Origin of the sequence: Streptomyces sp. NPDC058052, from assembly GCF_042885515.1 — a bacterium.
Lineage (GTDB): Bacteria > Actinomycetota > Actinomycetes > Streptomycetales > Streptomycetaceae > Streptomyces.
Genome location: NZ_JBHVRX010000017.1, coordinates 133,144 through 152,508, shown reverse-complemented (window position 1 = coordinate 152,508; position 19,365 = coordinate 133,144). Strand labels below are relative to the sequence as shown.

At 67.0% G+C, this 19,365-nt stretch carries 20 protein-coding genes and 4 tRNA genes; 17 read left to right on the top strand and 7 right to left on the bottom strand.

Translation table 11 applies throughout. From position 1 onward, the window contains the following. The first annotated feature begins 455 nt into the window (after positions 1-455). Positions 456-1,226: a helix-turn-helix domain-containing protein gene (locus ACFVU3_RS23610; RefSeq protein WP_390068995.1), complete on the top strand. Its 771-nt coding sequence runs from the start codon at positions 456-458 to the stop codon at positions 1,224-1,226. Continuing rightward, a complete protein-coding gene (locus tag ACFVU3_RS23605; protein WP_390068993.1) occupies positions 1,223-1,696 on the top strand; it encodes an NUDIX domain-containing protein in 474 nt (157 codons plus the stop codon). Before ACFVU3_RS23610 ends, ACFVU3_RS23605 begins: the two co-directional genes overlap by 4 nt. On the opposite strand, the gene ACFVU3_RS23600 is transcribed toward ACFVU3_RS23605, so the two are convergent. From ACFVU3_RS23600 to ACFVU3_RS23590, 3 genes are read right to left on the bottom strand one after another with little or no spacing between them, the layout of a single operon-like run. Next, positions 1,684-2,250: an HD domain-containing protein gene (locus ACFVU3_RS23600; protein ID WP_390068992.1), complete on the bottom strand. Its 567-nt coding sequence runs from the start codon at positions 2,248-2,250 to the stop codon at positions 1,684-1,686. The two genes, ACFVU3_RS23605 and ACFVU3_RS23600, sit on opposite strands and share 13 nt — an antisense overlap. 11 nt (positions 2,251-2,261) lie before the next feature. Further along, entirely contained in the window at positions 2,262-2,708 is a 447-nt protein-coding gene (locus tag ACFVU3_RS23595) for a winged helix-turn-helix domain-containing protein (RefSeq protein WP_390068990.1), read from the bottom strand. Between the two features lie 34 nt (positions 2,709-2,742). Beyond that, on the bottom strand, positions 2,743-5,931 hold the full coding sequence (locus ACFVU3_RS23590; protein WP_390068989.1) for an NACHT domain-containing protein: 3,189 nt from the start codon (positions 5,929-5,931) through the stop codon (positions 2,743-2,745). A 225-nt stretch (positions 5,932-6,156) separates the two neighbouring features. Between ACFVU3_RS23590 and ACFVU3_RS23585 the strand changes: the two genes are divergently transcribed. Then, positions 6,157-6,256: transfer RNA gene (locus ACFVU3_RS23585), tRNA-Tyr, on the top strand. 97 nt (positions 6,257-6,353) lie between these two features. On the opposite strand, the gene ACFVU3_RS23580 is transcribed toward ACFVU3_RS23585, so the two are convergent. After that, positions 6,354-7,010 (bottom strand): SDR family oxidoreductase, encoded by a 657-nt coding sequence (locus tag ACFVU3_RS23580; protein ID WP_390068987.1) that lies wholly within the window; start codon positions 7,008-7,010, stop codon positions 6,354-6,356. A gap of 16 nt (positions 7,011-7,026) precedes the next feature. Continuing rightward, positions 7,027-8,286, bottom strand: a complete 1,260-nt coding sequence (locus ACFVU3_RS23575; RefSeq protein ID WP_390068985.1) for an amidohydrolase family protein — start codon at positions 8,284-8,286, stop codon at positions 7,027-7,029. Positions 8,287-8,492: 206 nt separating this feature from the next. Between ACFVU3_RS23575 and ACFVU3_RS23570 the strand changes: the two genes are divergently transcribed. The 6 genes from ACFVU3_RS23570 to ACFVU3_RS23545 all read left to right on the top strand — a co-directional run bounded on the left by ACFVU3_RS23570 (position 8,493) and on the right by ACFVU3_RS23545 (position 11,055). Beyond that, a tRNA-Thr gene (locus ACFVU3_RS23570) sits at positions 8,493-8,565 on the top strand. Between the two features lie 44 nt (positions 8,566-8,609). Next, positions 8,610-8,682: transfer RNA gene (locus ACFVU3_RS23565), tRNA-Met, on the top strand. Positions 8,683-8,770: 88 nt separating this feature from the next. Further along, the gene (gene rpmG / locus ACFVU3_RS23560; RefSeq protein WP_003956487.1) at positions 8,771-8,935 is read left to right on the top strand and encodes a 50S ribosomal protein L33; all 165 of its coding nucleotides are present in this window, start codon (positions 8,771-8,773) and stop codon (positions 8,933-8,935) included. 125 nt (positions 8,936-9,060) lie between these two features. Then, positions 9,061-9,513, top strand: coding sequence for a MaoC family dehydratase N-terminal domain-containing protein (locus ACFVU3_RS23555; protein WP_390068983.1), 453 nt, complete (start codon positions 9,061-9,063; stop codon positions 9,511-9,513). A gap of 2 nt (positions 9,514-9,515) precedes the next feature. Beyond that, positions 9,516-9,944: a MaoC family dehydratase gene (locus ACFVU3_RS23550; RefSeq protein ID WP_390069061.1), complete on the top strand. Its 429-nt coding sequence runs from the start codon at positions 9,516-9,518 to the stop codon at positions 9,942-9,944. A gap of 28 nt (positions 9,945-9,972) precedes the next feature. After that, positions 9,973-11,055, top strand: coding sequence for a UDP-N-acetylmuramate dehydrogenase (locus tag ACFVU3_RS23545; protein ID WP_390068982.1), 1,083 nt, complete (start codon positions 9,973-9,975; stop codon positions 11,053-11,055). A 69-nt stretch (positions 11,056-11,124) separates the two neighbouring features. Here ACFVU3_RS23545 and ACFVU3_RS23540 read toward each other — a convergent pair whose 3' ends face one another. Together ACFVU3_RS23540 and ACFVU3_RS23535 are read right to left on the bottom strand one after the other, a co-directional pair. Beyond that, positions 11,125-12,153 (bottom strand): adenosine deaminase, encoded by a 1,029-nt coding sequence (locus ACFVU3_RS23540; RefSeq protein WP_390068980.1) that lies wholly within the window; start codon positions 12,151-12,153, stop codon positions 11,125-11,127. A gap of 118 nt (positions 12,154-12,271) precedes the next feature. After that, positions 12,272-13,498, bottom strand: a complete 1,227-nt coding sequence (locus ACFVU3_RS23535) for a pyridoxal phosphate-dependent aminotransferase (protein WP_390068978.1) — start codon at positions 13,496-13,498, stop codon at positions 12,272-12,274. A 203-nt stretch (positions 13,499-13,701) separates the two neighbouring features. Here ACFVU3_RS23535 and ACFVU3_RS23530 point away from each other — a divergent pair. The 8 genes from ACFVU3_RS23530 (at position 13,702) to rplL (ending at position 18,897) form a co-directional block, all read left to right on the top strand. Further along, positions 13,702-13,774 (top strand) — tRNA-Trp (locus tag ACFVU3_RS23530). 103 nt (positions 13,775-13,877) lie between these two features. Then, positions 13,878-14,165, top strand: a complete 288-nt coding sequence (secE, locus tag ACFVU3_RS23525; protein WP_390068977.1) for a preprotein translocase subunit SecE — start codon at positions 13,878-13,880, stop codon at positions 14,163-14,165. Positions 14,166-14,209: 44 nt separating this feature from the next. Then, positions 14,210-15,100: a transcription termination/antitermination protein NusG gene (gene nusG, locus ACFVU3_RS23520; RefSeq protein ID WP_390068975.1), complete on the top strand. Its 891-nt coding sequence runs from the start codon at positions 14,210-14,212 to the stop codon at positions 15,098-15,100. A gap of 186 nt (positions 15,101-15,286) precedes the next feature. Then, complete coding sequence (gene rplK, locus ACFVU3_RS23515; protein WP_030494213.1) at positions 15,287-15,721, top strand: 50S ribosomal protein L11; 435 nt, start codon at positions 15,287-15,289, stop codon at positions 15,719-15,721. Between the two features lie 82 nt (positions 15,722-15,803). Then, positions 15,804-16,532, top strand: coding sequence for a 50S ribosomal protein L1 (rplA, locus tag ACFVU3_RS23510; RefSeq protein ID WP_390068973.1), 729 nt, complete (start codon positions 15,804-15,806; stop codon positions 16,530-16,532). Positions 16,533-16,688: 156 nt separating this feature from the next. Next, on the top strand, positions 16,689-17,624 hold the full coding sequence (locus tag ACFVU3_RS23505) for a hypothetical protein (RefSeq protein WP_390068971.1): 936 nt from the start codon (positions 16,689-16,691) through the stop codon (positions 17,622-17,624). Positions 17,625-17,871: 247 nt separating this feature from the next. Then, the gene (gene rplJ, locus ACFVU3_RS23500; protein WP_030757401.1) at positions 17,872-18,402 is read left to right on the top strand and encodes a 50S ribosomal protein L10; all 531 of its coding nucleotides are present in this window, start codon (positions 17,872-17,874) and stop codon (positions 18,400-18,402) included. 111 nt (positions 18,403-18,513) lie between these two features. After that, the gene (gene rplL / locus ACFVU3_RS23495) at positions 18,514-18,897 is read left to right on the top strand and encodes a 50S ribosomal protein L7/L12 (protein WP_364627775.1); all 384 of its coding nucleotides are present in this window, start codon (positions 18,514-18,516) and stop codon (positions 18,895-18,897) included. Positions 18,898-19,365 lie beyond the last annotated feature (468 nt).

Sequence of the window (19,365 nt, the reverse complement as noted above, 5' to 3'; positions counted from 1 at the left end):
GGCCTGCCGGTCCAGCAGGGGCGGCGCCTGGGTTCTTCGTCGGAACATCGGGACCTCCTCGGCATCGGGCAACAGGGATGGACCACTGCAAGGGGGACCGTGTCCCCACTCTCCGGCCGTTGCTCGCGGTCGCCGGGCCACCTCGCCAGTACGGGCCGAAACCCTGTTCCACCTGGCCTTTAGCGGGATTGCAGCGTCCCCGCCCTAAGCACGTGGGCAGCACGGCTCACCGAGCCCAATCTCAGTGAGGTACATGTACTACCTGTTCCTCATCATGCGGAGAAGGATTCGCACCGTCAAGTCCCTTGGCTCTTTGGTGGTTGCGAGTCCGCCCCGCTCGATGCATTCAGCTTGGCTTGATCAGGGCAGACGTTGGACTCCGCGCATGTACGGCTCCAGGACGTCTTGGCTACGGTGAAGTCGTCCCAAGTCGTCCCACCGGGGGAGCCCACGGCATGGCCAATGAACGCTTACGCGGCGCGATCATCGAGCGCGGCATGACCCTGGACGAGGTGGCTGAACGGCTCGGGGTGTCGGCCAAGACGGTGGAGCGCTGGATCAACGACCCCAAGCGCCAGCCGTACCGCCGCTTCAAGTACGCGACGGCATCACTCCTGCAACGGGAGGTGTCCTACCTCTGGCCGGAGGAGCGGACGTCAGCCGAGGTCACGGAGGCGGGTAGCGCCGAGTTGGTCCAGCTGTACCCACACCGCTCCGTCGTACCGAACCGACTCTGGCCGCAGCTCTACGCCGGCGCCCGGCGGCACTTCGACGTCCTGGTCTACTCGGGCTTCTGGCTCACCGAGGACGCCGCCTTCCACCAGGTGGTGAAGGAGAAGTCCTCCGACGGCGTTCCGATCAGGTTCATGCTCGGCGACCCCGACTCGGCCGCGGTCGCAGTGCGCGGGGCCGACGAGGGGATCGGGGGTGCCATGGCCAGCAAGATTCGCAACGCGCTGGTCAACTACGCGCCGTTGTTCGGGCTCCCCGGAGTCGAGTTCCGGCTCCACCCGACCACGCTCTACAACTCCATCTACCGGGCCGACGACGCGATGCTCGCCAACGGGCACCTGTACGGCGTCGGCGCCTACATGGCCCCCGTCCTGCACCTCCAGCGCGTCCCCGGCGGCGAGCTGTTCGACGCCTACGCGGAGAGCGTGGAACGGGTCTGGGAGAGCGCCCGACCGATCTCCTCCCCGACAGACCTCGGAGGCACAGACGCATGACCCGGATCGACTACTTCCGCGACCCGAAAGCCCCGAAAGCGAATTCGGTGGTCCCGTCGGTCACCGTCATCGTCCGCGACGGCGACGGGCAGCTCCTGCTCATCCACAGGACCGACAACGACCTGTGGGCACTGCCTGGCGGCGGACACGACATCGGCGAGCGAATTGGCGACACGGCGGTGCGCGAGGTCGAGGAAGAGACCGGCATCGCGGTCGAGGTCGAGGGCATCGTCGGGCTCTACACGGATCCGGAGCACGTCCTCGCATACGACGACGGCGAGGTGCGCCAGCAGTTCTCCATCTGCTTCCGGGCCAAGCCGGTCGGCGGCTCCCTCCGCACGAGCAGCGAATCGAAAGAGGTCCGCTGGGTAGACCCGACGGACCTCAACGACCTCAACATCCACCCGTCCATGCGCCTCCGTATCCGTCACGGCCTGGACGGGACGCGTAGGGCCCCTTACATCGGCTGAGCGCCGCCGGCCGCGGCCATGCGCCGCTCAACCCGCTCGTTTGCCGCGTGGATCTCCGGCGCCGCCCGCTGGATGAACCGACCCACGATGGTGTCCGGCCCGTACCGCTGGACGATCTCGTCCAGCCGCGCGGCCGGCGTCGTGGGCTCGCCGTCCGGGGTGGTCGTCATGTCGGACACGATGAGCGCGTCCACCAGCTCCGGCCGTTCCAGCAAGAACTCGGACTCCAACTCACGTCGTAGACCCCGCTCCTCGGCCTCCAGGACGGCACAGGAGTGGTGGGCGACGAGCCGGACGACTCGCTCGTCGGCCCTTTCCTGGTCCCGTAGGAAACGGGCCCCGTCGAGCGGGTGGAAACCGGTGGTAGCCAGAGAGGGGGAGTAGCCGATGTCGTGCAGGACGGCTGCAGCCTCCAGTAGCTCGACATCCCTACCGAGTATTGGGCTCAGCGATCGGGCCCGTTTGGCGACCCCAAGGGAGTGTGCCCAGCGGCGCGGCAATGGCTCGGACAGCAGCGATTCGGAGAGCGAGTACGCCCACTCAGTAAGCCCCATGGACGCCAAGGCTACGGGTGCTCAGGCGAAGTCGGGAGGGCGCGAACAGTGCGCCCCTTACCGTGGACGGTGGCGACTAGGCCGCCCCCCTCCATCTGGGCCAGGGCGCGACGTACAGCTGTGCGAGAGACGCCAAATCGCTCGCACAACTTAGCCTCAGAGGGAAAGGTATCGCCGACCGCAAGAGATTCATCTGTGATGAGATCGGTCATTCTCCTTACGAGTGGCGGACGGGCGCCCTCCTTAACCACCCGCCAGCCACTTCCCGGTTCCGAGTCCACTAGCCCGCTGGCTGCGAGAGCCTTCAGGGCCCGTCGCACAGTGTTGCGCGAGACGTTGTGCGAGGCCGCAAGGGACGCCTCGGATGGAAGCGATGTTGTGATAGATCCTTCCTCGATCTTCAAGCGCAATGCGTCTGCAATGATCAAGTAGGTGCCCCTAGGGCTACTTTTCGGCATCGCACCTCCTCTCATTGACTTTCCCGTGGCGATGTCAGTCCACATCCCCCTGGCTGTGCGGCCTGCGTACCTGATGCACCAAAAGCCGATCCCCCAATGCCTCTGCCGACGGAAGGATCTTCATAGTCGAGGGGACGGTAATCCTTACACTCGGGTGATCAACGAACGCGCTCAGATCCAATTCTGCCCTCATGGGGCCGCGAGGGAACACCGCAAATTTGGGCACATTGCGAATCTTGGCAGCCTCGCTCAGAGTTTCCTGTGTCACGTTGAGCAAGGTCAGTTCGTCAAGGTTCTCAAGGGAGTTTAGTGCCTCGCAGTTGACGAGGGTTGAAGAATTATAGACACGTAGGCTTCGCAGCGAGCTGAGGCGCTCAACTCCGGAAAAGTCAATGGTGTCGCTAAAAAGGAAGTGCAGATGAGCTAGCGAAGGAAGAGAATCTGCGATACCGGACATGGTGACTTTATATCCGGAGACGGAGAGCCGCTTTAGAGTCGGTAGCACGGGGATGTAGCGCGGTTCAATCGGCACCGTCTCTCCCGGATGGGCAAGCCTCAAGTCGCGTAGTTCGGTGAGTTGATCCATCCAGCGCAGCACCCCCTCATCCAGAGGCCCGCTAAACCCCATCCCCAGTTCCGTCAAGGCGATAAACTTGGCCAGCGGCGACAGGTCAGTCCCGGTATCCAGCCTGCCGAGAGCCAGTGATCTGAGCTGAGGCGCATCAATAATCCAGTCCAGGTTTGGAACGTAAGATTGACATTCCAGGGACCGCAAGCGACTGAGGTACTTAACCCCTACCAGTAGCTCCGGGTTGTCGACGATCAAAGATCTTTGAGATAGAGGTGACCGCGAAATGACGCGTTCCGCGTACTCCTCTACGTCGAATTGTCTCCACGCCCGCGCCAACTCTTTGTAGACCATTTTGCGGGAGTCGGTGGCATAGCCGCTCATGATATCCATGGCTGCTTCGCCCCCCACCAAGCTTGCGGTTCGCACACAGGCCGCAGCCTGTCCAGCGTAGAGGTTTCGCAATGTGCGCGGAAGTAGATTCAGAGCCATGGGGCCGACCGCTGCAAGCTCTTTCGCATCCGCCACCTTAGAGGGCGGAATGAGCGCGGAGACTTTCCTGCGAACAAGCTCGAAAGTGCCCTCGTCCAGCTGGTCAGCGTTCTCTAGGCATGCGCCGGCGAGCAAATGAAGGCGTGTTCGGTTTTCGGTCTCGGCATCACCGCGATCTAGGAGGTTTTGTAGGATTTCTGCACGTTCCAGTGGTCTGGCGTGTCCCACCGCCATGGTTACGACCTCGTGCCATTGATCCAAGTGAGCGTTCTGTACCAGAGCTCCAATGTCGTTCTGATTGATCAGGGTGTCGGCAGCCAGATACTCCTGGAAGGTTCGATGGATGAAGTCCACGCGGCCCTCCACTGGCTGCCTCAGCAGCCCGCTTCGCACCATGAGGTACTTGTAGACATCCCTCCCTGTCGCCTGCACCGCAGGCATGGACTTGAGAGCGATCTCGATCTGAGAGACAGCTTGTTCTTTAGTCGAGTCCGTCAGTTTATTCCGCAGCAGCCAGTATGCAAAGACGCCCAAGATTCGCTGTTTCTGCACCAGCGTCATGATTGGAGAGTCTGAATGCTTGATCTTCCTTTCGGCGTCGCGACGTACGAGAAGCATTTCGAGCGCGGCTGCATAGAGTTCCATGCGGCCTTGAGGTAGCTGCATTCGGCGATCCCTGCTCAATGTGCAGAGAAGTGCGCAAAGCAGAGGATTCGACGCTAGCCTGCGCAGTTGAGGTTGCTGACGAATGGCGGAAAGAAGTTCATTCTCGAAATCATCGAGTTCCTCGAGCTGCCTCTCGTCAACGGTATCGGGTAGGCAGGAGCGTGCCGATTCGTGCCAATGCTGAATAAAGCTCGCAATGTCAGACGAGCTCATGGGGAGCATGTCGACTGATGTGAAGTTCTCACGCTTTAGCCATTCTTCCTGAGCAGCCCCGGGGCGCGATGTCACAATGTAGCGCGCGGTCGGGTAGGCGGCTAGGAGTTCAGTGAGCCACTCCTTGGCTTCGTCCCTGCGTGTCTCGGGAAGCTCATCCACTCCGTCGATGAGAACGAAAGCCTGGCCGCTGCGAAGAACTCTATTGACCCAAGAATTGGGCATTTCGCCAGTCAGATGGCGACCAGTCTCACTCAAGAACTCATGAGCGACGGGAAGAGGCCGATCGGCAAATCGCCGCAGAGGAATAACGAACGGCACGTAGCCGTTGAACGTATGCATTTCACCTTCAAGTGAACGACGCATAGAGTTCACGGCAAGCCAATGAAGTAGCGTAGTTTTTCCGGATCCGGCGTCCCCTCTGAGCATTATGCGATCGAAATTTGAAATCGCACTCTCAGAGCGCAGTCCACCCACCGCGTCTTCGAGGTTTCTAGACTCCGTCGCTATGGGCGGGGCAATTTGCTCCGCCTCGCTCGCGGGCCTGCCTCTGACGCTGCTTTCAGTCACAGAAAGACTGATGTAGGCGGTGCTAAGCGGGTAAGTTCTTTGTGTGTCGTCAGAAACAGTTACACCAAAGAGTTCAAGCTGGTCCAATTTTTCGATAATGACCCCTGCGTACCTCTCCTCGAAATCGATCTCCTCCCTCGTGGCGTCATCAATGACAGATTTGCGCACTTTCTCAAGGTCTTTTGCGAGTTGAGTCATGCGCTTCAAATTCTCCACGCTGGCACGCGCAAGAAAAGAAGGCCAGGTGGTGATGAAGTTCAACGCTTGCGCTGCAACTTCGTGGACAATTCGAGAATACAGCTGCTCGGCGGGCTCGCCAAGCCGCATTGTCGACAGCTCATTCTCGAAATTCTTCTTGATGTGCGTCGCGTACTTCTCGGGATCGAAGTCGAAATCAAAGGCGTCGGCGGTAGACTTCGCATATGCTTGTGCGACCGCTTCAATGGCTGCCTCCTTTTCGTTGGGAGGCAATTCCTTAAATTCGGTGGCGAGTAGCGGGCTAATGGTAGAGAGGACGTGCTTCTCGAAAGATTTAATGTCGCCCTCTGTGATGGAAACGGTTGGAAATAGCCGATTCCTAAGTCGCCCTGTTGAACCCCTTGAAACGATGAGAGCCCCAGACTTCGGAGCCATTGTCGACCGCATGGCCGACTCTGTGATGGCCTTCAACGCGCCACCTGCGACTCGGTAGGTCAGGAGTTCCAGAGCAGCCACTACGACTCCACGTTCTCGTACTGCCTGCCGGCAGCATGGGTGACAGCGGGAAGGTCATCATGGCAGGCAGCAGGGGCTGGGCGTCAGGTTGTACGGCAAGTCCTGGCCAGTCCATGTCTGAGCCCCAGCGGGAGGGGGCCGACGCGTTGCCCCTTAACGATCAAGCCCCCGAACCCTGGTGATGTGGACGAGGTGTGGACGTGATGCTCAATCAGAGTGGGCCCAGGCGACGTTGCAGCTGGTCACAAGCTTGGCGTTGTGTCCCGCGTGACGGACTGTAAATCCGTCGGCTTAGCCTACCCAGGTTCGAATCCTGGCGTCGCCACGTGAAGAAGGTCCCCGGTGTTCGCACCGGGGACCTTCACTCGTTTCCGGGAGCGGGAGCGGGAGCGGGGAGGCGCCGGCGGCCCCTCCCCGGCGGGTCAGTTGCCGGCCACGTCCTTCACCGCGACCGTGACCGGGGTCGCGCCCCCGACCAGTTCCAGGGTCAGGCCGGCCGTGCCGGGGGTCTCCACCAGTTCGGCGAGGACGGCCGCCACGTCGTCGCGGGGGACCGGGCCGCGGCCCGTGCGGGCCTCCAGGCGGACCAGGCCCGTGCCGGCGTCGTCGGTGAGCATCCCGGGGCGCAGGACCGTCCACTCCAGGCCCGGGCGCGCCCGGACCGCGTCGTCCGCGGCGCCCTTCGCCCGCAGGTAGACGTCGAAGACCTCGTCGCCCGGGTGTGCGGCGTCCGCGCCCATCGACGAGACGACGACGAAGCGGCGGACGCCCGCCCGCTCCGCCGCGTCCGCGAACAGGACCGCCGCCCCGCGGTCCACCGTGTCCTTGCGGGCGGCCCCGCTGGCCGGGCCCGCGCCCGCCGCGAAGACGGCCGCGTCCGCGCCCCGCAGGACCTCCGCGACCTCCTCCGCCGACGCCGACTCCAGATCCAGCACGACGGGCTCCGCACCCGCCGTCCGCAGGTCCTCCGCCTGCTCCGGGCGGCGGATCAGCCCGACCGCCTCGTGTCCGCCCGCCGAGAGCAGCCGCTCCAGGCGCAGGGCGATCCGACCGTGTCCTCCAGCGATGACGATGCGCATACCCCGACCGTACGGCTCAGCGGGCCGCCGGGCCTCCCGGATCGGGCCGCGACTGACGGGGCAGGTCCAGCGCCGCCGCCGAGTCGCAGTACTCCCGCACCGCGCTCGTCCGCGCCACCACCCGCCCCCGGTGCACCACGATCCGGCTGTACGCCAGCGACAGCACGCCCGCGAGCCGCTCGCCCCGCACCGCCACCAGCTCCGCCGGGAAACCGGCCTCCACCCGTACCTCCGGAAGGCCCATCGCCTCCCGCGCCCCGGTGCTCACCGCCCCGTACGCCTCCTCGGGCGACAGCCCCTCCAGCGAGGCCAGCAGGAAGGCCGCCTCCAGCGGATCCCCGCGTCCCACCGGGCTGGCCGTGTCCCGCAGCGAGCCGCTCCCGGCCGCCAGCCGCACCCCCGCGGACCGCAGCAGGCGCACCGGGGCCGTACCCCGCCGCTCGGTCCCCGCGCAGCCGCCCTGCGGCAGGCAGACCACCGTCACGCCCGCCGCCGCCAGTCGGTCCGCCGCACGGCCCGCCAGCTCCTCCGGCAGCCGGGCGAGCCCCGCGCACGGTCCGATCGCCACTCCGGGGCGCAGTCCGCCGGCCATCGCCGCGAACCGGGCGAGCCGCGCCGGGTCGTCCCCGTCCGTGTGCAGGTCCACCGGCACCCCGTGCTCGGCCGCGACCTCCAGGACCGCCTCCACGTACCCCGCCGGGTCCGGGTCCAGGTCCGGGCAGCCGCCCACCACCCCGGCGCCCATCTTCACCGCGTCCCGCAGCATCGCCAGGCCGTCGGCGCCGGCCGCCCCGGTCAGCAGCCGGGGCACCGCCACGGCCGTCAGGTCCACCAGGCCGCGCAGCGAGCGCCGGGCCTGGAGGGCGGCCTCCAGGAGCCCCAGGCCGTGCACGTCGCCGATCCGGACGTGGGCCCGCAGCGCGGTCGCCCCGTGCCCGAGCTGGAGCAGCGCCGCCTCGGTGGCCCGCCGCTGCACCTCCTCGGGGGCGTACGAGACCGGGCCGGGGGTGTCGGCGGAGAGCGCCGTGTCGGCGTGGGCGTGCGGCTCGGCGGGCGCCGGCAGCAGCAGGTACCCGGCCAGGTCCACCCGGGCGCCGGCCGTGCTCAGGCTCCCCGCGGTGCCGACCGCCTCGATCCGGCCCCGCACCAGCCGCACGTCCACGGTCCGTCCGTCGGTCAGGCGCGCGTTCGACAGCAGGAGCGAGTTCGGGTCCTCGGTCGCCGCGCCGCCCCCGTCGTCGGAGGGCTGACGGGGCTGCTTGCTGTCGGCCGACATCGGGCTCCTCACCAAGTCACCAAGATCGAGATCACGCAGCGTGGGGAGAGCCTAGGGGTGGGCGGCTCCGCCTTCGAGGAGGAGCGCAATAGTCGTACCGATGAGTCCACGAGTGGCGTACGGGGCGGGGGCGGCGGCCCGGCCGGGGGGCGCGGCCAAACGGATTTGGGTGATGGGCCGCAGACCGTGTAATGTCTTCCTCGCTCGCCCCAATAGCTCAGTCGGCAGAGCGTCTCCATGGTAAGGAGAAGGTCTACGGTTCGATTCCGTATTGGGGCTCTGGTGTAGGGAATCCCGCCTTCGGGCGGGGCTACCGACATCAAAGCGGTGTAGCTCAGTCGGTAGAGCAAGCGGCTCATAATCGCTGTGTCACCGGTTCAAGTCCGGTCACCGCTACACACGGTAGCCGATTGTGGGGTCGGTCCTGCGATCGGCTACTCTTTCATGCGTTCATCCATCCATCCGTCCGTCAAGGAGCACTCACGTGGCTGCCACCGACGTCCGCCCGAAGATCACGCTGGCCTGCGTGGAGTGCAAGGAGCGGAACTACATCACCAAGAAGAACCGGCGTAACAACCCGGACCGTCTTGAGATGAAGAAGCACTGCCCTCGCTGCAACTCGCACACCGCGCACCGCGAGACGCGCTAATCAGGCTCGTCCACGAGGCCGTCCCCACCAGGGGGCGGCCTCGTGGCGTTTCTGCCGGCCTGATCGGCAATCCCGGCACGATCAACGACCGCATCGGCAAAAGACCAGCAGGAGGTATCGAGTCCATGGCACTCGACCAGTCCTTCGTGGGCCGGACCTATCCGCCCACCACGCCCTACGAGGTCGGCCGCGAGAAGATCCGCGAATTCGCCGAGGCGATCGGCGACGCGAATCCCGCGTACACCGACCCCGAGGCGGCCAAGGAACTCGGCCACCCCGATGTGATCGCCCCGCCGACCTTCGTGTTCGCCATCACGTTCAAGGCCGCCGGGCAGGTGATCGAGGACCCGCAGCTCGGCCTCGACTACAGCCGCGTCGTCCACGGCGACCAGAAGTTCGCCTACACGCGGCCCGTCCGCGCCGGCGACCGCCTCTCGGTCACCTCCACCATCGAGGCGATCAAGTCGCTGGCCGGCAACGACATCCTGGACATCCGCGGCGAGGTCCACGACGAGACCGGCGAGCACGTCGTCACCGCCTGGACCAAGCTCGTCTCCCGCGCCCCCGAGGAGGCATGACCATGACCGCGAAGATCGCCTACGACGAGGTCGAGGTCGGCACCGAACTGCCCGCGCAGACCTTCCCCGTGACCCGCGCCACCCTCGTCCGGTACGCGGGCGCCTCGGGGGACTTCAACCCGATCCACTGGAACGAGAGGTTCGCGGTCGAGGTCGGCCTCCCGGACGTCATCGCCCACGGCATGTTCACCATGGCCGAGGCGATCCGCGTCGTCACCGACTGGGCCGGCGACCCCGCCGCCGTCGTCGAGTACGGCGTCCGCTTCACCAAGCCGGTCGTCGTCCCCGATGACGGGGTCGGCGCCGTGGTCGAGGTCTCCGCCAAGGTCGGCGCCAAGCTCGACGACGGCCTCGTCCGGGTCGACCTGACGGCGACCAGCGCCGGCCAGAAGGTGCTCGGCATGTCGAAGGCCGTCGTCCGCCTGGCCTGACGGCCGGACCGGTGCTTACCCGTCGCCCGTGCGGCGGGTAAGTACCCTTGAGCCCGTGCAGCAGCTCAAGGACGCCCCCCTCGCCCCCCTGACCACCTTCCGGCTCGGCGGCCCCGCCACCCGGCTCGTCACGGCCACCACGGACGACGAGGTGATCGCCGCGGTCCGCGAGGCCGACGCGGCCGGGACCCCGCTGCTCGTCATCGGCGGCGGCTCCAACCTGGTCATCGGCGACAAGGGCTTCGAGGGCACCGCCCTGCACATCGCCACCACCGGCTTCTCCCTCGACGGGACCCGCCTGGAGCTCGCCGCCGGCGAGGTCTGGACGGACGCTGTCGCCCGGACCGTCGAGGCCGGGCTCGCCGGCGTCGAATGCCTCGCCGGCATCCCCGGCTCCGCCGGCGCCACCCCGATCCAGAACGTCGGCGCCTACGGCCAGGACGTCTCCGCCACCCTCACCGAGGTCGTCGCGTACGACCGCCGGGCCGAGGAGACCGTCACCCTCACCAACGCCGAGTGCGCCTTCTCGTACCGGCACAGCCTCTTCAAGGACCGGCCCGACCGCTACGTCGTGCTGCGCGTCCGCTTCGAGCTGGAGGACGCCGGCGGGCTCTCCGCGCCGATCGCGTACCCCGAGACGGCCCGCGCCCTCGGCGTCGCCGCCGGCGACCGCGTGCCGCTCGCCCACGCCCGCGAGACCGTCCTGCGGCTCCGCGCCGGCAAGGGCATGGTCCTCGACCCCGAGGACCACGACACCTGGTCCGCCGGCTCCTTCTTCACCAACCCGGTCCTCACGGCGGAGGAGTACGGGACCTTCCTCACGCGCGTCGCCGACCGGCTCGGCCCCGACGTCACCCCGCCCGCCTACCCGACCGGCGACGGCCGCACCAAGACCTCCGCGGCCTGGCTCATCGACAGGGCCGGCTTCACCAAGGGGTACGGCTCCGGGCCCGCGCGGATCTCCACCAAGCACACCCTCGCGCTCACCAACCGCGGCGAGGCCACCACCGAGGACCTCCTCGCCCTCGCGCGCGAGGTGGTCGCCGGTGTCCGGGACGCCTTCGGGGTCACCCTCGTCAACGAGCCGGTGACCATCGGCGTCGCGCTCTAGCGACGACGACGCGGCGAGCGTGCGTGCCGGACGTCGCGAGCCCGGCAGGATCCGGATGAGACGGCCTGGCTAGACCGGGGCCGCCAGCCAGTCGTCGATCGCGGACAGGAGCTGCTTCCTGACGTCCTCCGGGGCCGCCGAGCCGCGGATCGACTGGCGGGCCAGTTCGGCCAGTTCCGGGTCGGTGAAGCCGTGGTGGCGGCGGGCGATCTCGTACTGGGCGGCGAGGCGGGAGCCGAAGAGGAGGGGGTCGTCGGCGCCGAGCGCCATCGGGACGCCCGCCTCGAAGAGGGTGCGCAGGGGGACGTCCTCGTGCTTCTCGTAGACGCCGAGGGCCACGTTCGAGGCGGGGCACACCTCGCAGGTCACGCCCCGCTCGGCGAGCTTGCGGAGCAGCCGCTCGTCCTCCGCGGCCCGTACGCCGTGCCCGACGCGGGCCGCCAGCAGGTCGTCGAGGCAGTCGCGCACGGAGGAGGGGCCGGTCAGCTCGCCGCCGTGGGGGGCCGCCAGGAGGCCGCCCTCGCGGGCGATGGCGAAGGCCCGGTCGAAGTCACGGGCCATGCCCCGGCGCTCGTCGTTGGAGAGCCCGAAACCGACCACGCCCCGGTCCGCGTACCGCACCGCGAGCCGGGCCAGGGTGCGCGCCTCCAGCGGGTGCTTCATGCGGTTGGCGGCCACCAGCACCCGCATCCCGAGGCCGGTCTCCCGGGAGGCCGAGTCGACCGCGTCCAGGATGATCTCCAGGGCCGGGATCAGCCCGCCCAGGTGCGGCGCGTACGAGGTCGGGTCCACCTGGATCTCCAGCCACCCCGAGCCGTCCCGCACGTCCTCCTGCGCCGCCTCCCGCACCAGCCGCTGGATGTCCTCGGGGGAGCGCAGGCAGGAGCGGGCGATGTCGTACAGGCGCTGGAAGCGGAACCAGCCGCGCTCGTCCGTGGCCCGCAGTCTCGGGGGAGTACCGCTGCTCAGCGCCTCGGGGAGGTGCACGCCGTACTTGTCGGCCAGCTCGATGAGGGTGGTGGGGCGCATCGAACCGGTGAAGTGCAGGTGCAGATGGGCCTTGGGCAGGGTGCTGAGGTCGCGGGAAGGGTGCTCCATCGCCCGATCCTGCCTTACCCGAACGGCGGTATGCACGACGATTCCCCGATCGGTACCTTCCCGAACGCAGAAACGGGCCCCGGTTCCGGAGGAACCGGGGCCCGTCGCGCGGGAGCGGTCAGTCGCGGGCCTCGGCCAGCAGCTTCTGGATCCGGGACACGCCCTCCACCAGGTCCTCGTCACCGAGCGCGTACGACAGGCGCAGGTAGCCGGGGGTGCCGAACGCCTCGCCCGGGACGACCGCGACCTCGGCCTCGTCCAGGATCAGCGCGGCCAGCTCGACGGAGCTCTGCGGGCGCTTGCCGCGGATCTCCTTGCCGATCAGCTCCTTCACCGACGGGTACGCGTAGAACGCGCCCTCCGGGGTCGGGCAGAGGACGCCGTCGATCTCGTTCAGCATCCGCACGATCGTCTGGCGGCGCCGGTCGAAGGCGGCGCGCATCTCGGCGACCGCGTCCAGGTTCCCGGAGACGGCGGCCAGCGCGGCGACCTGGGCCACGTTGGAGACGTTGGAGGTGGCGTGCGACTGGAGGTTGGTCGCGGCCTTGACGACGTCCTTCGGGCCCACGATCCACCCGACGCGCCAGCCGGTCATCGCGTACGTCTTGGCGACGCCGTTGACGACGATGCACTTGTCGCGCAGCTCGGGGACGAGCGCCGGCAGCGAGGTGAACTTCGCGTCGCCGTAGACCAGGTGCTCGTAGATCTCGTCGGTGAGGACCCACAGGCCGTGCTCGACGGCCCAGCGGCCGATCGCCTCGGCGTCGGCCTCGCTGTAGACGGCGCCGGTCGGGTTCGACGGGGAGACGAAGAGGACGACCTTCGTCCGCTCCGTGCGGGCCGCCTCCAGCTGCTCGACCGAGACGCGGTAGCCGGTCGTCTCGTCGGCCACGACCTCCACCGGGACACCGCCGGCGAGGCGGATCGACTCGGGGTAGGTGGTCCAGTACGGGGCCGGGACGATGACCTCGTCGCCCGGGTCGAGGATCGCGGCGAACGCCTCGTAGATCGCCTGCTTGCCGCCGTTGGTCACCAGGACCTGGGAGGGGTCCACCTCGTAGCCGGAGTCGCGGAGCGTCTTGGCGGCGATCGCGGACTTCAGCTCGGGCAGGCCGCCGGCCGGCGTGTAGCGGTGGTACTTCGGGTTCTTGCATGCCTCGACGGCCGCGTCGACGATGTAGTCCGGGGTCGGGAAGTCGGGCTCACCGGCGCCGAAGCCGATCACCGGGCGCCCGGCGGCCTTGAGGGCCTTGGCCTTGGCGTCGACGGCGAGAGTGGCGGACTCGGAGATCGCACCGATCCGGGCGGAGACCCGACGCTCGGTGGGAGGGGTAGCAGCGCTCATACGGCCATCGTCCCAGACCCCCTCGCGGCCCGGCACACAGGTTTCAGTGAGCGGACAGGAGCGGTCGATACCGGTCGCGAAGCGGCCCGTCGGCAGGTCGGCGCGGTTCCTGTTCGACGTGAGGGCCCAAGGTCACGTACACTCACTCCTCGTTGGCCCGCACCGGCCCCGTCACACATGGGGTAGGTTGGGGGCACCGACAAAGGGTCGTAGCTCAATTGGTAGAGCACCGGTCTCCAAAACCGGCGGTTGGGGGTTCAAGTCCCTCCGGCCCTGCTACACACACCGCCAGGTGTTGTGCGCATGTACGTACTTCATTGCACCGCCGTGCGGCTCCACCCGGGCGCGGCACGGCCGACCCGGAATCAGGTGAGAGATCGTGACGGACGCCGTAGGCTCCATCGACATGCCTGATGCCGAAGACGCTTCTTCGGATGCGAAGAAGAAGGGCCGCAAGGGCGGCAAGCGCGGGAAGAAGGGCCCCCTGGGCCGTCTCGCCGTTTTCTACCGCCAGATCGTCGCGGAGCTCCGCAAGGTCGTCTGGCCGACGCGCAGTCAGCTGACGTCGTACACCACCGTCGTGATCGTCTTCGTGGTCGTGATGATCGGCCTGGTCACCGTGATTGACTTTGGCTTCCAGGAAGCAGTCAAGTACGTCTTCGGCTGACTTTTTGTTCCACCCCATCTGTATCGCAGGAAGAAGCAGCCACCGTGTCTGACGCGAACCTGAACGACGCCTTCGAGTCCGAGTCCGTCGAGGACGAGCTGGACATCATCGAGGCCGCCGACGAGGACGAGGACCAGGCTGCGGACGCCGCGGCGGAAGAGGCCGCCGAGGACTCCGCCGTCGAGGACGAGGACGCCGAGGACGACGAGTCCGAGCTCGCCGACGAGGTCGAGGAGGCCGAGGAGGCCGACGACGACACCGCCGAGGCCGAGGCCGAGATCGAGGAGACCGAGGAGGAGGCCGAGCCGGCCGCCCCCGTCGACCCGGTCGCCGCCCTCCGCGAGGAGCTGCGCACCCTGCCCGGCGAGTGGTACGTCATCCACACCTACGCGGGCTACGAGAAGCGCGTGAAGGCCAACCTGGAGCAGCGCGCCGTCTCGCTCAACGTCGAGGACTTCATCTACCAGGCCGAGGTGCCCGAGGAAGAGATCGTCCAGATCAAGGGCGGCGAGCGCAAGAACGTCAAGCAGAACAAGCTCCCCGGCTACGTCCTCGTCCGCATGGACCTGACGAACGAGTCCTGGGGCGTCGTCCGCAACACCCCCGGCGTCACCGGCTTCGTGGGCAACGCCTACGACCCGTACCCGCTGACCCTGGACGAGATCGTCAAGATGCTCGCCCCGGAGGCCGAGGAGAAGGCCGCCCGCGAGGCCGCCGAGGCCGAGGGCAAGCCGGCTCCGGCCCGCAAGCTGGAGGTCCAGGTCCTGGACTTCGAGGTCGGCGACTCGGTCACCGTCACCGACGGCCCCTTCGCCACCCTCCAGGCCACGATCAACGAGATCAACCCGGACTCGAAGAAGGTCAAGGGCCTCGTCGAGATCTTCGGTCGCGAGACCCCGGTCGAGCTCAGCTTCGACCAGATCCAGAAGAACTGATCGTCCACCGGTCGTTCTTCCTCGATCGTTCCTGATTTTCCGGACAGGTCAGAGGGGCTGCTACAGCCCCTCTGACCTGCTCGGTTTTTGGACGCGCAGCCATACCCGTTATCGTTGTGCGGTATGCCTCCATCCGGATGACCGGATGGATCGGCTGAAAACTCTCACTAGGACCCGGAGAGAGCAATGCCTCCCAAGAAGAAGAAGGTCACGGGGCTCATCAAGCTCCAGATCAACGCCGGTGCGGCGAACCCGGCCCCGCCGGTCGGCCCCGCGCTCGGTCAGCACGGCGTCAACATCATGGAGTTCTGCAAGGCCTACAACGCCGCGACCGAGTCGCAGCGTGGCTGGGTGATCCCGGTGGAGATCACGGTCTACGAGGACCGCTCCTTCACCTTCATCACCAAGACGCCGCCGGCCGCCAAGATGATCCTCAAGGCCGCGGGCGTGGAGAAGGGCTCCGGCGAGCCGCACAAGACCAAGGTCGCCAAGATCACCGAGGCGCAGGTCCGCGAGATCGCCACCACCAAGATGCCCGACCTCAACGCGAACGACCTGGACGCCGCGTCGAAGATCATCGCCGGCACCGCCCGTTCCATGGGCATCACGGTCGAGGGCTGATCACCCCCCTCGTGACCTCAGTGGTAGGGCCAGCGCTTGGCCCGCACCACGACTCCACACCTGAAACACACCAGGAGCAGAAGTGAAGCGCAGCAAGTCCCTCCGGGCTGCCGACGCCAAGATCGACCGGGAGAAGCTCTACGCCCCGCTCGAGGCCGTCCGCCTTGCCAAGGAGACCTCCACCACGAAGTTCGACGGCACCGTCGAGGTCGCCTTCCGCCTGGGTGTCGACCCGCGCAAGGCCGACCAGATGGTCCGTGGCACCGTGAACCTCCCGCACGGCACCGGCAAGACCGCCCGGGTCCTGGTCTTCGCGACCGGTGAGCGTGCCGAGGCCGCGGTCGCCGCGGGCGCCGACATCGTCGGTTCCGACGAGCTGATCGACGAGATCGCCAAGGGCCAGCGCCTGAACGAGTTCGACGCCGTGGTCGCCACCCCGGACCTCATGGGCAAGGTCGGCCGCCTCGGCCGCGTGCTCGGTCCGCGTGGTCTCATGCCGAACCCGAAGACCGGCACCGTGACCCCCGATGTCGCCAAGGCTGTCAACGACATCAAGGGCGGCAAGATCGAGTTCCGCGTCGACAAGCACTCGAACCTGCACTTCATCATCGGCAAGACGTCCTTCGACGACACGCAGCTGGTGGAGAACTACGGCGCGGCGCTGGAGGAGATCCTCCGTCTGAAGCCGTCCGCCGCCAAGGGCCGCTACATCCGGAAGGCCGCCATCAGCACCACGATGGGCCCCGGCATCCCGGTCGACTCGAACCGCACCCGCAACCTCCTCGTCGAGGAGGACCCGGCCGCGGTCTGAGCCCTTCCGGCTCGGTAGCAGTCAGTCCTGAAGAAGCCGCCCCCCGTTCCTCTCCGGAGGAACGGGGGGCGGCTTTTATTGCGTCTCTCTCTGTCGTAGGGGTGCGTTACGGTTCAAGAGAACGCAAAGACGAAGATCAAGGGGTGGGGAACACCTATGCGCAAGTCGACCTGGAAGCGCGCGGGCGTCGCGCTGACCGCCGCGGGCCTCGTGGCGGGCCTCGCGGGCTGTAACGACGACAAGGCGGGCGCGGCGGGCGCCAAGGCCGGTGACCCGGGCAATGTCACGCAGGTCCTCACGGCGGCGTTCGAGAAGACGTCGGCCGCCAAGGCCGCCAAGGTCAAGATGACCATGAGCCTGGAGGTCGTCGGCGCCGAGTCCGGCACGATGGAGATGACCGGCGTCCAGGGCTGGGACCCCGGGTTCATGGACTACACCATCAAGGGCTCCATGCTGAGCGCCGGCAACCCGGACGCCCCCGAGCAGATGCGCATGCTGATGCTCGACAACGTCATGTACATGGACATGGGCGAGAAGCAGGCCGCCGAGATGGACGGCAAGCGCTGGATGAAGCTGGACATGAAGGCGGCGGCCGACGCCTCCGGCGACAAGGCCCTCCAGAAGGCGATGACCGGCAACCTGGACCAGATGAACCAGGACCCGGCCCAGCAGCTCGCCCTCCTGCTGGACTCCCCGGACCTCAAGCACGTCGGTGCCGAGAAGGTCAACGGCATGGAGACCGAGCACTACAAGGGCACGCTCACCTTCGAGCAGATGCTGAAGGCCAACAAGTCGCTGGAGCTCCTCAGCAAGGAGGAGCACGACCAGCTCATCGAGAACGTGAAGAAGACCGGCCTCAAGGGGTACGACACCGAGGTCTGGGTCGACAAGAACGGCTACCCGGCCCGCATGGACATCGCCATGGAGATGGACGAGGGCAAGGTGAACATCCGCGCCGACTACAGCGACTACGGCACCAAGGCCGCGGTCCAGGCCCCGCCGGCCGACGAGACCGTCGACCTCTTCAAGATGCTCCAGGACGCCGGCGAGGCCCTCGGCGAGGGCGCCGGCACCGAGGGCGCTCAGGGCTGATTTGCCCCTGACGCACGACGTCACGTACTCTTCCACAGAAGCCAAAGACCGCTGGTCGTTGCTGTGCCCTACCGGGTGCGGTGGCCGAAGGATCCGCTGACTGCGGACGACCCGCGCAGGTGACTGTGGAGAGTTCCCGGATGTCCCATCCGGTCGAGCTGAGCCCCGTGCGCCTGCGCCCGGGGCGTTTTCGTTTGTTCAGCCCCTTCTGAGCGGTCCTCATCACCCGGAAGGAGGCGAACGCACTATGCCGACGCCCAACAAGGCTGCATCGGTGGCCGAGCTCAAGGACGCGTTCCAGAGCTCCAACGCCGCCGTGCTGACCGAGTACCGGGGTCTCACCGTGGCGCAGCTCAAGACGCTGCGTCGCTCTCTCGGTGAGAACGCCCAGTACGCCGTGGTGAAGAACACGCTGACCAAGATTGCGGCCAACGAGGCCGGGATCACCGCACTGGACGAGCACTTCGCTGGTCCGACCGCGGTCGCCTTCGTCACCGGTGACCCGGTGGAGTCGGCGAAGGCCCTGCGTGACTTCGCCAAGGAGAACCCGAACCTCATCATCAAGGCTGGTGTCCTTGACGGTAAGGCTCTCTCCGCCGACGACATCAAGAAGCTTGCGGACCTCGAGTCCCGCGAGGTTCTGCTCAGCAAGCTGGCCGGTGCCTTCAAGGGCAAGCAGTCTCAGGCTGCTCAGCTCTTCCAGGCGCTGCCGTCGAAGCTCGTCCGCACCGTGGACGCGCTCCGTGCCAAGCAGGCCGAGCAGGGCGGTGCCGAGTAATTCGGCTCGCGCATTGATCCGCGCCGCGTAGTGCACGGGTCGTAGCGGGCCGTTACGCCCGCCTCTAAAGACACATCGGCACCTGCCGAATTAGTGGAAGGATCGCCCATCATGGCGAAGCTCTCTCAGGACGACCTCCTCGCCCAGTTCGAGGAGATGACCCTCATCGAGCTCTCCGAGTTCGTGAAGGCCTTCGAGGAGAAGTTCGACGTCACCGCCGCCGCGGCCGTCGCCGTCGCCGCCCCGGGTGCCCCGGGCGCCCCGGCCGAGGCCGCCGAGGAGCAGGACGAGTTCGACGTCATCCTCGAGGGTGCCGGCGACAAGAAGATCCAGGTCATCAAGGTCGTGCGCGAGCTCACCTCCCTGGGCCTCAAGGAGGCCAAGGACCTCGTCGACGGCACCCCGAAGCCGGTCCTCGAGAAGGTCGCGAAGGAGGCCGCCGAGAAGGCTGCCGAGTCCCTCAAGGCCGCCGGCGCCTCCGTCACGGTCAAGTAAGGCCGTTTCGGCTCGCTGAGCTGACTCCTGCCCCCGTGTAACGCGGAGGCACCGAAAGGCGATCATCCATCTGGGTGGTCGCCTTTCGGCGTTCCCGGGACCCGCGTGGCGGGGGTCGTACGGGTCTCCGGAAGCGGAGTATGGTGATCTTCGCCGTGCGCCGCTCACGGGCGGGGGCCTTGACGAACGGCACGCCGCGCGCAATTCTCAGGACGCGTCGTCACAACGATCCGTTTCCGAGGCATGGATCGACGACCGAACGGGCAGTATCGAGGTGCGCCGCACGGCGCGAGTACCGCGGAGTTGAGAGCAACGAGGGTCGCGAAGAAGTCGCCCTGGACATCAGTGAGCCAAGTGGCTACACTGACCCTTTGCGCTGCCTGTTAGCTGCCCCCTGCCCGTCACCAGGGGCATACCTTCGCATCAGCTTCGTGGACCGACCCCGTCTGACCTGGCCTTTTGGTCACT